Raw genomic sequence first — 15,141 nt, forward strand, 5'->3', positions numbered from 1 at the left:
GCAGGCGCGGCGAAGCGGCTTGCGGGGCCGCACCGCTTGGTCTAGCCGTGCGCGCTGCGCTGCCCCTGTGGCGAAATTGGTAGACGCGCTCGACTCAAAATCGAGTGCCGCAAGGCATGCTGGTTCGAGTCCGGCCAGGGGCACCACCTTGCAGAATTGGCGAGAATGCGCCGCCGCCGGGACGCCCGGCGACGACGCATCGAGTGCCGCTATTCGGCGTGCCATTTCACCGGAATCCGCAGATAGGTGACGCCGTTCGCCTGTGCCTCTTCGAACCGGCCGGCGCGAATGTTGACCTGGATCGACGGCAGCAGGAGCTTCGGCACGGAAAGCCCGGCGTCCCGCTTCTCGCGTAGCGCGACGAACGAGTCTTCGTCGACTCCATCGTGTACGTGCACGCTTGACCGGCGCTGCTCGCCGACAGTGGTTTCCCAGCGATAATCGTCACGCCCCGGCGCCTTATAGTCGTGGCACAGGAACAGCCGGGTTTCGTCGGGCAGCGACAGCAGCCTGCGGATCGAACGATAGAGCGTGCGCGCGTCGCCGCCGGGGAAGTCGGCGCGCGCGGTGCCATAGTCCGGCATGAACAGCGTGTCGCCCACGAACGCCGCGTCGCCGATCAGATATGCGACGTCGGCTGGCGTGTGGCCCGGCACGTGGAGCACCTCGACGGTCAGTGCGCCGATCGCGAAGCGTTCGCCATCCTCGAACAGCCGGTCGAAGTCGGAGCCGTCGGTCTTTAGGTCCTCCATCGCGAAGACCGGGCGGAAGATCTTCTGGACGTCGCGGATGTGCGCGCCGATGCCGATCCAGGCGCCGGTATGCGCCTTGATGAAGGGGGCGGCCGAGAGATGATCGGCATGGGCATGCGTCTCTAGCACCATCTCGACTCGCCAGTCGTCTTCGGTGGCATAGGCCAGGATGCGCTCGGCCGAGCGCGTGTCGGCGACGCCGCTCGCCAGATCGAAGTCGAGCACCGGATCGACCACCGCGGCGCTGCGCGTCTCGGGATCGCCGACCAGATAGCTGATCGTGTTCGTCGGCTCGTCGAAGAAGGCCTGGATGAAAGGCTTGGGCATGATCGTCCTCCTTTGTCCCTTGACCATATATTAGCAGATGCTACATTAGCAATACCCAATGGAGTTGCGAGGATGCTGAAGCCGCCGATGGACCTGGCGACATTCGAAACGAAGGCAGGCGCGGTCGCCGAAACGCTCAAGGCGATCGGCAATCCGCGGCGGCTGATGCTGCTGTGCAAGCTGATCGAGCATGGCGAAGTGACGGTGACCGATCTCGCCGCCGAGGTCGGGCTGTCGCAGTCCGCCTGTTCGCAGCACCTCGCCCGGATGCGCGACGAGGATCTCGTCGCTTTTCGGCGCGAGAGCCAGACGCTCTGGTACCGGATCGCCGATCCGAGGACCGAGACGCTGCTCGCCACGCTCTACCAGCTCTACTGCAAGGAATGACACGATGCCGCTGAAACAGCTTTCCCCCTCCGACGCCCGTGCAAGGATCGATGCAGGAGCCCGCCTGGTCGACATCCGCGATGCCGACGAGCATGCCCGCGAGCGCATTCCCGGGGCGATCAACCTGCCGCTCGATCGAATCGACGATCTTCCGCGCGACGAATGTGCGGTGGTGTTCCACTGCCGGTCGGGTGCGCGGACGTCGGCGAATGCGGTGCGGCTCGCCGCGGCCGCAGGGGAGGCTCCCGCCTTCCTGCTCGACGGCGGGATCGATGCCTGGCGCCGCGGCGGCCATCCCACCTTCGCCGATCGTTCGCAGCCGCTGGAGATCATGCGGCAGGTGCAGATTGCCGCCGGCGCGCTGGTACTTGCCGGAGTCCTGCTGGGGCTGTTCGTCGCCCCCGGGTTTCTGAGCGTATCCGCATTCGTCGGCGCCGGGCTCCTCCTCGCAGGGGCGACCGGCTGGTGCGGAATGGCGCGGCTGCTGCGGGTCATGCCGTGGAACCGGCGCACGGCCGCCTGACGACAGTGGAAACAGTCGTCGCCACGCTCGCTTCGGGCGCGCTGATCGGCCTCGTGCTCGGCCTGGTCGGGGGCGGCGGCTCGATTCTCGCGGTGCCGCTGCTGGTCTATGTCGTCGGCGTCGGCTCGCCGCATGCCGCGATCGGCACCGCGGCTGTGACCGTCAGCGTCAACGCCTTCGCCAGTCTGGTCGGCCATGCCCGCGGGGGGCGCGTGAAATGGCGGTGCGCGGGCGTGTTCGCCGCCGCAGGCATGACGGGCGCGGCGCTGGGCGCCGAGCTCGGCAAGGCGTTCGACGGACAAGGGCTTCTCGCGCTGTTCGGGCTGTTGATGATCGGCGTGGGCCTGTCGATGCTGCGCAGGCGCCGCGCCGTAGAGGCGCCTGACGTGCGGCTGACGCGCGAGAGCGCCGCGGTGCTGCTGCCCCGGCTGGTGCCGATCGGACTCGGCGTCGGCCTCGCCGCGGGCTTCTTCGGAATCGGCGGAGGATTCCTCATCGTGCCGGGGCTGATCTTAGCGACCGCGATGCCCCTGTCCCATGCGGTCGGAACGTCGCTGGTGGCGGTGACTGCGCTGGGGCTCACGACCGCGTCCTCCTATGCGATCTCGGGCCTTGTCGACTGGCCGGTGACCGGATTGCTGATCGCGGGGGGCTTCGCCGGAACGATCGCGGGGATCGGCGCGGGGAGGCTGCTCAGCAGCCGCAAGCGCCTGCTCGAGATCGGTTTTGCGGTGCTTGTCGTCGCGGTGGGCAGCTATGTGACGGCGACCGCGCTGTAAGCGCGGGCGGCGGCTGCACCGCGCCCGTCCGGTCCTTGGGCAAAAAACCGCCTATAAGGAGGAGTCTGCGCGGCCGCGTGACGAGGAGTCTCCATGTACCATTGCGACGAAGAGGCGCGGCTCGATGCGCTGCATCGGCTGAACCTGCTCGACACCGCACCCAGCGAGAGCTTCGACCGGATCACGCGCATGGCCAGCCAGATCTTCGGCCTGCCGATCGCCGCCATTTCGCTGACCGATCGCGATCGGCAGTGGTTCAAGTCGCGCGTGGGAGTGAGTCATTGGTCGATCCCGCGCCTCAAGGCGCCGTGCTCGGAAGTCGCGGAAACGGCGGACACGCTGGTGATCCCCGATCTCCACGAGGACCGATGCTACCGCACGAGCATCCTCGCCGATCAGGGTATCCGCTTCTACGCCGGCGCGTCGCTGACGACGCGCGAAGGCCATAGCCTGGGCGCGCTGTGCGTCCTGGGCACCGAGCCGAGGCAGGTGACCGACGCCGAGTGCAACGCGCTGAACGACCTGGCGAAGATGGTGATGGTGCAGATCGAGCTCCAGCATGCGCTGGGCAGGCTCGACCCGCTGAGCGGGCTGCCGAACCGGATCCAGTTCCTCGAGGATCTGGCCGATGTGGGCCGCGACCATGCCGGAGAGCAGCGGCTCGCCGTGCTGATCGATCTTGCGCGGCACGAGCAGCTGAGCAACGGGCTACGCGTTCTGGGGTCGGCCTATCTCGACAGGATCGTGCAGGATTCCGCGCGCACGATTGCAGCCGCGATCGGGCGCGGCCGCACCCTCTATCACGTCGCGGCGACGCAGTTCGCCTTTCTCGCGCCGCCGGGCGCGGAGCCGCACGCCTATCTGGCCACGCTGTCCGATCTTCAGGCGCAGTTGCGCACGGCCACGCGCGACCGATTCATCATGGCGGCCAGCATCGGCGTCGCGCCTTTCCTCGCCGGCGAGACATCGCCGGCGGCGATCCTGCGGACGGCGCACAGCGCCGCGCAGGACGCACGCGGGCACGCTTCGCTGGCGAGCGTCTATTCGCTGGCCGTGGACAATGCGCACCAGCGCCGGTTTCGCCTGATCGGCGATTTCGATTCGGCGCTGCGCGACGGCGGGCAGCTGTCGCTCGTCTTTCAGCCGCGCGTCGATCTGGCGAGCGGCGCGTGCGTGGCGGTCGAGGCGCTGCTGCGCTGGGAGCATCCCGAGCTCGGCGCGATCTCGCCGGCCGAATTCGTGCCGATCGTCGAACAGACCTCGCTGGGCGGCGCGATGACGAAATGGGTGTTCGGTGCGGCGCTCGCCCAGCTCGCGGCCTGGCGCACTGCCGGGATCGCGATGCGGCTTTCGATCAACGTGTCCGCGTCGAACCTGGAACACCCCGGATTTGCCCAGCAGGTCCAGCTGCAGACCCTCCAGCATCGCGTGCAGCCCGGCTGGGTGGAGCTGGAAGTGACCGAAAGCGCGCTGATGGGCGATTTCGCCACGGCGACCGAGCAGCTCACGATCCTGCTCGGAGCCGGCTTTCACGTGGCGATCGACGATTTCGGGACGGGGTACAGCAGCCTCGCCTATCTGCAGAAGCTGCCCGGCAGCATCCTCAAGATCGACCAGTCGTTCGTGCGCAACATGCCCGAGGGCCCGCGCGAGCGGGCGCTCGTGCGCTCGATGGTCTCGCTGGCGCACGACCTCGGCTATCGCGTGGTTGCGGAGGGAGTGGAGACCGCCGAGCTGCGCGACCTGCTGATCGAGATGCGCTGCGACGAGGCACAGGGCTATTTCTACGGGCGGCCGATGCGACCCGAACAGCTCGTCGGCTGGATCGACCGCCGCATGTCCGAGGCCGCATAGCGGATCAGGAGCCACGGTCGATCGCGGTTGCAGCGGCCGCACAGACGATTGACCAACGGTGTCAATTTCGGGCGGTCCGAGCAGTGTTGCGACCTCCTCGGCCGCTGGCCGTCTCCGGCGCGTGGGGGAGAATCGACTTTGGCACGGTTCCCGTCGTGGCGCTGTTTTCGCAAGAAAACACAGTCAAAACAGTGCGTAATGCTGCCAGCTGCCCTTGTGCCGGACCGGTTGCCCCGCCTTGCGCCGGGCCGAGTCGATTGGGGGCTTGACGCCGGAAGATCAATCTAGCAGCCTAGCTAATGACACCGGTTTCAAACGACTGGGTCGAGACAATGGGACCGCGCAAACGCGGCCCGGTCCGGGGAGGATGCACGTGCGTTTCCGCGCGCGGACCTGTCTTTCCCGGTGGGCATGGATGTCGGCCGGCAGCTGCTGTCGGCGCCACGGCGTTTCATGCCCGCGATCAGAAGCGCAGGGCCGCGCAAGCGGCGATGGGGAGAGGCAAAAATGGCAAGAAACACAAAGGGTAGGGCCCGTGCGTCGATTGCGCGTCTGCTGGGCGCGGCATCGCTGTCCGTGGTGGCGATCGGATCGGCGCAGGCGCAGGTGACCGCCGAGCAGGACGTCGGCGAACCCGGCAATCCATATGAGCCGGTGATCGTCGTTTCGGGCTTCCGCGAATCGCTGAGCGAAGCGCTAGACGTGAAGCGCGATTCGGTCGCCGCCGTCGATGCCATCGTCGCCGAGGACATCGCCAAATTCCCCGACCAGAACCTTGCCGAATCGTTGCAGCGCATCCCCGGCATCGCGATCACCCGCGACGGCGGCGAGGGCCGCCAGATCACGGTGCGCGGGCTGGGGGCGGGCTATACCCGTGTCCGCCTGAACGGGATGGAGACAATCGCCACCTCCGCAGGCGAGGGCGGGCCGAACCGCGGCCGCGATTTCGACTTCAACGTCTTCGCCTCTGAGCTGTTCACGTCGCTGGTCGTCCACAAGACCGCCGAGGCCCGGCTCGACGAAGGCTCGCTGGGCGCGGTGATCGACCTGAATACCGGCAATCCGATGGCATATGGCGACGGCTTCACGCTCGGCCTCAACGCGAAGGTGCAGTACAACGATCTGAGCGAGGATTTCGGGCCGCGCCTCGCCGGCCTGGTCAGCTACAAGGATCCCTCGGGGCTCTTCGCGGCGTCGTTGTCGGCCGCATGGTCGAAGTACGACATTCTCGAAGTCGGCAACAATACGGTGCGCTGGCAGCAGGCGCGGTTCAACTCGGTCGACGGCACGCGCTGCTTCACCACCAACCGCAGCGGCGGCACCTATGTGCCGAGCGCAGCGTGCGACGAGGCGGCGCTCGCATTCCACCCGCGCATTCCGCGCTATGGCGAGATCGGGCACGAGCGCGAGCGGCTGGGCGTGACCGGCAGCTTCCAGCTGGCGCCCGCCATGGGCACGCTGATCTCGCTCGACGGCCTCTATGCCCATTACGACGAGACGCGGACCGAGAAATGGGGCGAAGTGCTGTTCCGCTCGAACGAGCGCGGCATCGACCTGCTCAACCCGACCTATGACTCCAACGGGAACATGATCTCGGCCACGGTGAACAACGCCTGGGTGCGGATCGAGGATTTCCGCCGCGAATCCTACACCGAATTCTATCAGTTCAACGGCAAGATCGAGCAGGAATTCTCGCCCACCTTCCGCGGCACGCTGTATGGTGGCGTTTCGCAATCCGAGGCCGTGGTGCCGATGGAGACGACGATCATCTTCGACGATCGCGACGTCACGGGCTATGAATTCGACTATAGCGACATGGACCTGCCACGGCTGAGCTTCCCGACCGGAATTACCGATCCGGCGGCATTCCAGTTCGCCGAATTCCGCGATCGCCCGTCGAACGTGACCAACAGCTTCCGCACGGTGAAGCTCGACCTCGAATGGGAGCCGGTCGAGGGCTTCACGGTGCTCGCCGGGCCGTTCTACCGGCGGTTCGAATTCGACACCACCGGAGGCTCGCGCGACTCCTCCTACTGCGCGGCGTTCAGCTGCGCGCCGGGCACCTATGGCGCGCCCGTCACCGACGCGATCTCGATGCTCTACACGCTGCCGAACGTCGGCAATGCGCCGGCGGGAACGACGCTGACCTATCTCGTCCCCGATCTCGCGGCGGCGGCGGCGGCGATCGACCTCTACAACCGGCCGCTCAACGAGGACGCGGCGAACACACGCAACGTGGTCGAGGAAGACACTGGCGGCTATCTGCAGTTCAACACGCGCGGTTCGCTGTTCGGGCTCGAGTTCGCCGCGAATGCCGGCGTCCGCTATGTCCGAACCGACGTGCGATCGACCGGCATCAACAATGCGCAGAACGTGACGGTGACGCGCGACTATGAAGACTGGCTGCCGTCGCTCAACGTCGCCCTCTATCCCGCCTCCGACGTGATCGTGCGCGGCGCGGTCGCCAAGGTGATGTCGCGGCCGGGACTGGGCAGCCTCACCCCGGGCGGGTCGGTCGACGGGTTCAACTATCGGGTGAGCTTCGGCAATCCGTCGCTCGAACCGACCCGAGCGACGACCTTCGACGTGGCTGTCGAATGGTATTTCCGGCCCGAATCGGTGTTCTCGGTTGCGCTGTTCCGCAAGGAGATCGCGAGCTTCCCGATCGGCAGCACCACGACCGGCACCTATGCCTCGACCGGACTGCCGCTCTCGCTGATCCTGGCAAGTTCGCCGGCGGCGGCCAATCCCGAGGGACAGCCCTGGACGATCAACACGACGGTCAACGGGCCGGGCGCGGAGATCCAGGGGTTCGAGCTGAGCCTGCAGACGCCCTTCACCTTCCTGCCGGGCTTCCTTTCAAACTTCGGCGTGATCGGCAACCTCACCTATGTCGACTCGGACGTCGAATATACGGTGCGCGGTCCGGCGACCACGGTGGGGACGGGAAGCTTCCCGGCGCTGACGACCGAGACGATGTCGGAGAAGCTGCTCGGCCTTTCGAACTGGCAGTATAACGCGACGCTCTATTACGAGGACAGCCGGTTCAGCCTGCGCGGCTCGGTCGCCTATCGCTCGCGCTACAACGACGGCACGAGCGCGACGGGCAACATCTTCGAAGGCTTCAACAGCTCGTTCAGCGTCGATCTTTCGGCGAGCTATGCGCTGACCGACTATCTCGACATCACGTTCGAGGGGCTGAACCTGACCGACGATTACCAGGACCGGTTCGTCGATGCGGCTGCCGACCGCAACTACGAATATGACCACACGGGTCGCGTGTTCCTGCTGGGTGCGCGTCTCAAGCTGTAAAGGGGGAGGGTTCCACCGGGCGGCAGCGCGGTGGAACCCTGCCGACGTCGGCCGAAGTGCGCTCCGAGGCGCGTTGACGCTGGAGCCTGACACCGGTAGCAAACTCTGGCGACCGGAGTACGGCGGGCGGCGACAAGCGGCGGATAGTGCGCGGCGCGGGTATTGATTGCGGGGTTGAGTAGAATGGTCACGGGGTCGGTCGAACAGATGGCGGCTGAGGACAAGGCGCGCAGCGCCGAGTCGATCGCGCGCGCGTTTCTGGCGGCCCGCGCGGCGGCGCGTCCGCTGTCGGAATATCCGGGGCCGATGCCCCGGGATTTCGATGACGCCTATCGTATCCAGGCAAGTGCGATCGCGCTCTCCGGCCAGCCGGTGGGCGGCTGGAAGGTCGGGCGCGTTCCCGATGCGCTGGTGGAGACGTTCGGCAGCAATCGTCTTGCCGGGCCGATCTTCGCCGACGCGATACGCGCCGGGGGCGAGGCGGTGCCCGAGATGGCCGTGTTCGAAGGCGGCTTCGGCGCGGTGGAGGCGGAGTATCTGCTGCGCCTCGGCGCGATCGGCGAGGCGCCGGAGGGCGGCTGGACCAACGCTGCGGCGGCAACATGCATCGACGAGATCCGCATCGGAATCGAGATCGCGAGTTCGCCCTTTCCCGGGATCAACGACCATGGACCGGCGGTGACCGTCTCCGATTTCGGCAACAACCATGGGCTCGTGCTGGGCGACGTTCTGCCGCGCGACTGCGATTTTCTGAATTGGCCGCTGGCACTGACGATCAACGGTGCGGAAGCGGGAACCGGCACTGCGGCGGAAATGCTCGACGGTCCCTTCGGCGCGGTTCGCTTTCTGCTCGAAACGGCGGCGGAACGCGGCCTGCCGGTGGCGCCGGGGCAATGGATTTCCACCGGCGCAGTGACCGGTGTTCACCGTGTCGCGATCGGCGACCGAGTGGAGGCGCGCTTCGGTGCGGAACGCACCGTGGCCTGTACGATAGGCAAGGTACGACAGAACTGACCGGAAAACGGTCGCGTCGCGGGGAGAGGAAGACGATGACGGATACACGGGAGGCGATGATCGCCGGGGCCACGCGGCGCGTGGGGCGCTATCGCTGGGTCATCGTCGGGCTGCTCTTCACCGCGACTGTCATCAATTACATCGATCGCCAGATGATCGGACTGCTCAAGCCCACGCTGATGGCCGATCCGACGCTCGCGATGGACGAGCGCGCCTATGCCGACATCATCGTCTGGTTCACCATCGCCTATGCGGCTGGCTATCTCGTCTTCGGCAAGGTGGTCGACGCGATCGGCGCGCGGCTGGGCTATGCCGCCGCAGTGGTGATCTGGACGATCGCCCATGTCGCGCACGGCGGCGCCTACACCGTCGCCCAGTTCGCGATCGCGCGCTTCGGCCTGGGCGTGGGCGAGAGCGGCAATTTTCCGGCCGGCGTGAAATCGGTCGCCAACTGGTTTCCGCAGAGGGAGCGTGCCTTCGCGATCGGCATCTTCAATGCCGGAACGAATGTGGGCGCGATCGCGACACCGTTCCTCGTCTTCTGGCTGATGGGCGGGCTGGGGATGAGCTGGCGCATGGTCTTCGTCGTCACCGGCATCTTCGGCGTGCTGTGGCTGATCGCCTGGCTCGCCATCTATCGCGACGATCCGGCGACACACCCGCGCGTCGAGGCGGACGAGCTGGCGCACATCCAGTCCGATCCGGCCGATCCGGACGTGAAGACGCCCGGCCTGTGGGTGCGGCTGCTGGCGCAGAAGGAAACCTGGGCCTTCGCGCTGGGCAAGTTCTTCATCGATCCCGTGTGGTGGTTCTATCTTTTCTGGCTGCCCGGCTATCTGGGCGACCGCTACGATCTCGACCTCACTACCTGGACGACCGCGACCGCGGTGATCGCGCTGGGCGCGATCTATCTCATCTCGGACGTGGGCAGCATCGCGGGCGGCTGGCTTTCGGGCAAGTTCATCAGCATGGGCATGACCGCGAACAAGGCGCGCAAGCTGACCATGCTGGTGTGCGCCTTCGCCGTGCTGCCGGTGATGTTCGCGACCGCGGTCGACAATCTGTGGGTCAGCGTGGTCATCATCGGCGTGGCCGCGGCGGCGCACCAGGGCTTTTCGGCCAACCTCTTCACGGTCCCGTCTGACACCTATCCGCGCTTCGCAGTGGGTGCGGTGATCGGGATCGGCGGGACGCTGGGCGGGATCGGCGGGGCGCTGAGCTCGAAGCTGACCGGCTATTTCCTCGCCAACGAGACCTACACGCCGCTCTTCATCCTGGCCGGCGGCGCCTATTTCGCGGCGCTGCTGTGCATCCATCTGCTCTCGCCGCGGCTCGAGCGAGTCGAGCGGTTTCGCGAGACCACGCCCTGGGCGGTGCTGGTAGCGATCTGCGCCGGGCTGGTCGGTGTGATCCTCTTCCTCGCGTCGAGCGCGCTTACCGAAGGGCCGGGTGCCTGCTATCCGGTGTGGGCCGGTCCGTTCGGCGACGCCGCCTGCCTGACGCCGCCGGTCTATTGGGGCGCGATCGTCGCTTTCCTTGCGGTGGCCGTCGCCGGCGTGCTGGTGAACGCGCTGGGCCGCCGCCGGAGCGGATCCTGAAAAGCAAGGAGAGCCCTTCGTCCATGCCGTGCCCGCTGAACCGCAATCCCGACCGGCAATTCCCGTCAGAGGCGCATGGCCACGGCATGGCCGCCGTGCCTGCGACCAGGCGCGTCAACCAGCCCGTCCGGCGGGCCCATGCATTCGACGCGACGGCGGCCGCTCTGGCGTCCGCCGTCGCCTGACCCCCGAACCACAGGAGCATTCCATGGCCGATCCCGCCTCGATCTTCCGCGACAATTTCTATGCCACGCATCCGGACATGATGGAGTGCGTGAGCAACGAAGAGCTGCGCGACCGCTATCTGATCCGGAATCTGTTCGAGCCGGGCAAATGCGTGCTCGCCTATACCCACGCCGATCGCATGGTGATCGGCGGCGTCGCGGTTAGCGGCGGTTCGGTGAAGCTGCCCGAGCAGAGCGATCCGCCCTCGGCCGCCGGCAAGCCCTTCCTCGAGCGCCGCGAGCTGGCGGTGGTCAACGTCAGCGACGCGCAGGGCACGGTCGAGGTCGACGGCACCTCCTATACGCTCGGCAACAAGGACTGCCTGTATGTGACGATGGGCGCGCAGAACGTCACCTTCGCGGGTGAGGGCGCGCGCTTCTATCTCGTGTCGTGCCCCGCGCATCAGGCGTTCGAGACCCGCAAGCTGGGCATCGCCGACGCCAATGCGCTCGAAAGGGGGAGCCTCAAGGAATCGAACGAGCGGACGATCTATCAGCTCGTGATCCCCGGCATCTGCGAAAGCGCGCAGCTGGTGATGGGCCTGACCGTGCTGAAGGAAGGCAGCGTGTGGAACACCATGCCGCCGCACGTCCATGAGCGCCGCAGCGAGATCTACTTCTATTTCGAGCTCGACAATGTCGACACCGATCGCGTGATGCACTTCATGGGGCAGGGCGAGGCGACCCGGCACATCGTGATGCAGAACGAGGAAGCCGTGATCTCGCCACCCTGGTCCATCCACATGGGCGCGGGCACCAAATCCTATGCCTTCATCTGGGCGATGGCGGGCGAGAACCAGGATTATACCGACATGAGCGTGCTGGATATCTGCCAGCTGGCGTAAAAACCCCCTCCCGTGGAGCGGGAGGGGCGGGGGAGGGCCTGCACCTCCCCGCCGGCCCGCCGCCCGCGGACGGACCCTCCCCCTGGGCTTCCCCGCAGTCGGGAGGGAGACTGGAGCGATCGCATGACCAATCCCTTCGATCTCACAGGCCGCGTGGCGGTCGTCACCGGCGCGAACACCGGCATCGGCCAGGGCATCGCGCTGGCGCTCGCCGCCGCGGGGGCGGATATCGCCGCCGTCGGGCGCACGGCGGCGGAGGAAACGGCGGAAAAGGCGCGCGCGCTGGGCCGCCGGGCCGAGATCATCACCGCCGATCTCTCGACGATCGAGCCTGTGGACAGGATTGTGGACGAAGCCGTGGAAAAGCTCGGCGGACTCGACATCCTGGTCAACAACGCCGGCATCATCCGCCGCAACGACAGCCTCGACTTCACCGAGGAGGATTGGGACGCAGTAATGGACACCAATCTGAAATCGGTGTTCTTTCTGTGCCAGGCGACGGCGCGCCATATGGTGGAGAAGGGCGGCGGCAAGATCGTCAACATCGCGTCGATGCTCACCTTTCAGGGCGGCATCCGCGTGCCGAGCTATACGGCGTCCAAATCCGGAATCGGCGGGCTGACCAAGCTGCTCGCCAACGAATGGGCGGCCAAGGGCATCAATGTGAATGCGATCGCGCCCGGCTATATCGCCACCAACAACACCGCGGCGCTGCAGGCGGACGAGAGGCGCAACCGCCAGATCGTCGAGCGTATTCCGGCGGGCCGCTGGGGCGATCCTGCCGACATGGGAGGCGCGGCGGTGTTCCTCGCCTCCGCCGCTTCGAACTATGTGCAGGGCCATATCCTCGCAGTGGACGGCGGCTGGCTGGCGCGGTGACGAGAGGGCTTCGACAGCGCCGCCCGAACCGGGCAGGATGCGGACATGACTGATCTGGTCGCCTTCGGCGAACTGCTGCTGCGGCTCTCCGCGCCGGGACGCGAGCTGTTGCTGCAATCGAACCGGCTCGACGTGCAGGTGGGCGGCGCCGAGGCGAATGTCGCCGTGGGCCTGGCGCACCTCGGCCATGCCACTCGGATGGTGAGCGCGGTGCCCGGCAATCCGGTGGGCCGGGCGGCCGTGGCGGCGCTGCGTGCGGCGGGCGTCGACACGCGCGGCGTGATCGAGCGCGACGGGCGGATGGGGCTTTATTTCCTCTCTCCCGGCGCCGGGCTGCGTGCGGCGGATATCGTCTATGATCGCGCCGGATCGAGCTTCGCGACGGCGCCCGAGGATGCGTTCGACTGGCGAACGCTGCTTTCGGGCGCGAAGCGGCTTCACCTTTCGGGGATCACCCCGGCGCTGGGTCCGGGAAGCGCCGCCGCCGCGATCATCGCCGCCGAGATGGCGCGCGAGCTGGGCGTCGCCGTGTCGTTCGACGGCAATTATCGCGCGCGTCTGTGGGAGGTGTGGGACAGCGACCCGCGCACGATCCTGCGGCGGCTGGTCGGTCAGGCGGACATCCTGTTCGGCAACCATCGCGACATCGCGCTGCTGCTGGGACGGGAATTCAGCGGCGACGGGCCGGACCGGAGGCGCGAGGCGGCCGAGGCGGCATTCGACGCCTTTCCGAAACTCCAGGCGATCGCCTCGACCGCGCGCCATCCCGAGGATGCCGACCGGCACCGCATCTCGGCGCGGATCGACACGCGCGACGGCGCGCATCAGAGCGAGGAGGTGGCAATTTCCGGCATCGTCGACCGGATCGGCGGCGGCGACGCCTTTGCAGCGGGCGTGCTGCACGCGCTGCTCGACGGCGGCGATCCCGAGCGCGCGATGCACGAAGGGCTGGCCCTCACATGCCTCAAGCATTCGCTTCCCGGAGATGCGAGCCGGTTCCGCCGCGAGGATCTCGCGGCGTTCCTCGCCGGCGGATTCGATGTCCGGCGCTGAGCTGAGCCGACGGGCACTGCTCTGGTCGGGCGCGGCGGCGGCATGCGTTCCCGCTGCCTCGCTGGCGCGGCAGGCCGCTCCGGTGACGGCGGCACCTGCGGGAGTGTTCGAAGGGACGCGCGACGGCGATGTCCATGTCTATCGCGGCATCCGCTATGGCCGGGCCGAGCGGTTTCGCGCGCCCGTCGCGGTGGCGCGCCCGGGCGAACGGGTTCGGGCGAGGGAATTCGGCCCCGTATGTCCGCAGCGCGGCGCGCGATACCTGCCGCAATCCGAGGACTGCCTGTTCCTCAACATCTGGGCGCCTGCGGATGCGGCCGCCGCGCCGCGGCCCGTGCTCGTCTATTTCCATGGCGGCGCCTATTCGACCGGCAGCGTCACCGACCCGCTGAACGACGGCGCAGCGTTGGCGCGCGAGACGGGCGCGGTCGTGGTGACGGTCAATCACCGGCTCAACGCCTTCGGCTATCTCTATCTCGCCCGGCTCGATCCCCGCTTTCGCGACAGCGGCAATGCGGGGCAGCTCGATCTGATCCTCGCGCTGAAGTGGATCCGCGACAACATCGCCGCATTCGGCGGCGATCCGGCATGCGTGACCCCGTTCGGCCAGTCGGGCGGGGGCGCCAAGATCGCGACGCTGATGGGGATGCCCGCCGCGCGCGGCCTTTTCCATCGCGCGATGACGATGAGCGGGCAGCAAGTGACGGCATCCGGGCCGCTCAACGCGACCGAGCGGACGCGGGCATATCTCGCGCGCCTCGGCGTGGCGGAGGGCGATTTCGACGCGCTGCTGGCCGCGCCGTCCGAGGCACTGGTGGAGGCGCTCGATGCCGTCGATCCGATCCTGGGCGGCGGCGTCTATTTCGGGCCAGTGCTCGACATGCAATGGCTGGTCCGCCACCCCTTCTGGCCCGACGCCCATCCGCAGTCGAACCACATTCCGATGATCCTGGGCAACACCCACGACGAGACGCGCGCCTTCATCGGCCCCGATTCGGCAGTGATGCAGGGACTGGACTGGGGCAATATCGCCGAGCGGCTGGGGCCGCAGCTGCGCGTCGACATTCTCCCCGAATGGGTGGTGGCGCAATATCGCCAGCGCTTTCCGCAGGATGGGCCGCGCGAGCTGTTTTGGCGCGCGACGACCGCCGCGCGCAGCTGGCGCGGGCAAGTCGAGGAGGCGGATGCACGGGCGCGTGCGGGCGCGGAGGCGACCTGGGTCTATCAGCTCGATTTTCCGTCGCAGACCGAGCCCGAGCGCGGTGCCCTTCACACCCACGACATTCCGCTGGTGTTCGGCACGCTGGGTGCGGAAGGATCGCAGACGGGCACCGGCGCGGCTGCGCGCCGGGTGAGTCGCGAAATGATGACGGCTTTCGCGCAGTTCGCGCGAACGGGCAGGGCACCCTGGCGGCGCTACACGCTGCCCGACCGGCCGACGATGATCTTCGACACCCGCTCGCGCGTCGAGCAGGATCCGCGCCAATGGGAACGCGAACTGTTCGCGCGGGTGCCCTATGTCCAGCCGGGCACATGAGCGCGTGAGGGACGTGTGCGATCGTGCACAGTCCCCACTCCACAAGCGGGGCACCCG

The 15,141-nt window shown here is 67.4% G+C and carries 12 protein-coding genes and 1 tRNA gene; 12 read left to right on the top strand and 1 reads right to left on the bottom strand.

The window, feature by feature from the left end; translation table 11 throughout:
- Positions 1–61: 61 nt before the first annotated feature.
- Positions 62–146, top strand: a tRNA-Leu gene (locus ACQ450_RS00130).
- A 63-nt stretch (positions 147–209) separates the two neighbouring features.
- Here the strand turns inward: ACQ450_RS00130 and ACQ450_RS00135 are convergent.
- Positions 210–1,079 carry an MBL fold metallo-hydrolase gene (locus ACQ450_RS00135; RefSeq protein WP_431470035.1) on the bottom strand — a complete coding sequence of 290 codons (870 nt, stop codon included), beginning with the start codon at positions 1,077–1,079 and terminating at the stop codon, positions 210–212.
- A gap of 72 nt (positions 1,080–1,151) precedes the next feature.
- On the opposite strand from ACQ450_RS00135, the gene ACQ450_RS00140 reads away from it, so the two are divergent.
- The 11 genes from ACQ450_RS00140 to ACQ450_RS00190 all read left to right on the top strand — a co-directional run bounded on the left by ACQ450_RS00140 (position 1,152) and on the right by ACQ450_RS00190 (position 15,084).
- Positions 1,152–1,466, top strand: coding sequence for an ArsR/SmtB family transcription factor (locus ACQ450_RS00140; RefSeq protein WP_188054650.1), 315 nt, complete (start codon positions 1,152–1,154; stop codon positions 1,464–1,466).
- 4 nt (positions 1,467–1,470) lie between these two features.
- A complete protein-coding gene (locus ACQ450_RS00145) occupies positions 1,471–1,989 on the top strand; it encodes a rhodanese family protein (RefSeq protein WP_431470036.1) in 519 nt (172 codons plus the stop codon).
- The gene (locus tag ACQ450_RS00150) at positions 1,965–2,768 is read left to right on the top strand and encodes a sulfite exporter TauE/SafE family protein (RefSeq protein ID WP_431470037.1); all 804 of its coding nucleotides are present in this window, start codon (positions 1,965–1,967) and stop codon (positions 2,766–2,768) included. Before ACQ450_RS00145 ends, ACQ450_RS00150 begins: the two co-directional genes overlap by 25 nt.
- 93 nt (positions 2,769–2,861) lie before the next feature.
- A complete protein-coding gene (locus ACQ450_RS00155; RefSeq protein ID WP_431470038.1) occupies positions 2,862–4,622 on the top strand; it encodes a putative bifunctional diguanylate cyclase/phosphodiesterase in 1,761 nt (586 codons plus the stop codon).
- Positions 4,623–5,129: 507 nt separating this feature from the next.
- On the top strand, positions 5,130–7,934 hold the full coding sequence (locus tag ACQ450_RS00160) for a TonB-dependent receptor (protein ID WP_431470039.1): 2,805 nt from the start codon (positions 5,130–5,132) through the stop codon (positions 7,932–7,934).
- Between the two features lie 183 nt (positions 7,935–8,117).
- Positions 8,118–8,948 (top strand): 2-keto-4-pentenoate hydratase, encoded by an 831-nt coding sequence (locus tag ACQ450_RS00165; protein ID WP_431470040.1) that lies wholly within the window; start codon positions 8,118–8,120, stop codon positions 8,946–8,948.
- Between the two features lie 35 nt (positions 8,949–8,983).
- Positions 8,984–10,546, top strand: a complete 1,563-nt coding sequence (locus ACQ450_RS00170) for an MFS transporter (protein ID WP_431470041.1) — start codon at positions 8,984–8,986, stop codon at positions 10,544–10,546.
- Between the two features lie 208 nt (positions 10,547–10,754).
- Positions 10,755–11,615 carry a 5-dehydro-4-deoxy-D-glucuronate isomerase gene (gene kduI / locus ACQ450_RS00175; protein ID WP_431470042.1) on the top strand — a complete coding sequence of 287 codons (861 nt, stop codon included), beginning with the start codon at positions 10,755–10,757 and terminating at the stop codon, positions 11,613–11,615.
- Positions 11,616–11,738: 123 nt separating this feature from the next.
- Positions 11,739–12,494, top strand: a complete 756-nt coding sequence (kduD, locus tag ACQ450_RS00180; protein WP_431470043.1) for a 2-dehydro-3-deoxy-D-gluconate 5-dehydrogenase KduD — start codon at positions 11,739–11,741, stop codon at positions 12,492–12,494.
- Positions 12,495–12,539: 45 nt separating this feature from the next.
- Complete coding sequence (locus ACQ450_RS00185; RefSeq protein WP_431470044.1) at positions 12,540–13,547, top strand: PfkB family carbohydrate kinase; 1,008 nt, start codon at positions 12,540–12,542, stop codon at positions 13,545–13,547.
- Positions 13,534–15,084 carry a carboxylesterase/lipase family protein gene (locus ACQ450_RS00190; RefSeq protein WP_431470045.1) on the top strand — a complete coding sequence of 517 codons (1,551 nt, stop codon included), beginning with the start codon at positions 13,534–13,536 and terminating at the stop codon, positions 15,082–15,084. Before ACQ450_RS00185 ends, ACQ450_RS00190 begins: the two co-directional genes overlap by 14 nt.
- Positions 15,085–15,141: the final 57 nt, after the last annotated feature.

It is taken from the genome of Sphingosinithalassobacter sp. LHW66-3, from assembly GCF_050703275.1.
GTDB lineage: Bacteria > Pseudomonadota > Alphaproteobacteria > Sphingomonadales > Sphingomonadaceae > Sphingomonas.

Coding starts and splice junctions, on each gene's coding strand:
- ACQ450_RS00160 (WP_431470039.1), top strand. CDS start 5,130: ATGGCAAGAAACACAAAGGGTAGGGCCCGTGCGTCGATTGCGCGTCTG.
- ACQ450_RS00135 (WP_431470035.1), bottom strand. CDS start 1,079: ATGCCCAAGCCTTTCATCCAGGCCTTCTTCGACGAGCCGACGAACACG.
- ACQ450_RS00140 (WP_188054650.1), top strand. CDS start 1,152: ATGCTGAAGCCGCCGATGGACCTGGCGACATTCGAAACGAAGGCAGGC.
- kduI (WP_431470042.1), top strand. CDS start 10,755: ATGGCCGATCCCGCCTCGATCTTCCGCGACAATTTCTATGCCACGCAT.
- kduD (WP_431470043.1), top strand. CDS start 11,739: ATGACCAATCCCTTCGATCTCACAGGCCGCGTGGCGGTCGTCACCGGC.
- ACQ450_RS00155 (WP_431470038.1), top strand. CDS start 2,862: ATGTACCATTGCGACGAAGAGGCGCGGCTCGATGCGCTGCATCGGCTG.
- ACQ450_RS00185 (WP_431470044.1), top strand. CDS start 12,540: ATGACTGATCTGGTCGCCTTCGGCGAACTGCTGCTGCGGCTCTCCGCG.
- ACQ450_RS00165 (WP_431470040.1), top strand. CDS start 8,118: ATGGTCACGGGGTCGGTCGAACAGATGGCGGCTGAGGACAAGGCGCGC.
- ACQ450_RS00190 (WP_431470045.1), top strand. CDS start 13,534: ATGTCCGGCGCTGAGCTGAGCCGACGGGCACTGCTCTGGTCGGGCGCG.
- ACQ450_RS00145 (WP_431470036.1), top strand. CDS start 1,471: ATGCCGCTGAAACAGCTTTCCCCCTCCGACGCCCGTGCAAGGATCGAT.
- ACQ450_RS00170 (WP_431470041.1), top strand. CDS start 8,984: ATGACGGATACACGGGAGGCGATGATCGCCGGGGCCACGCGGCGCGTG.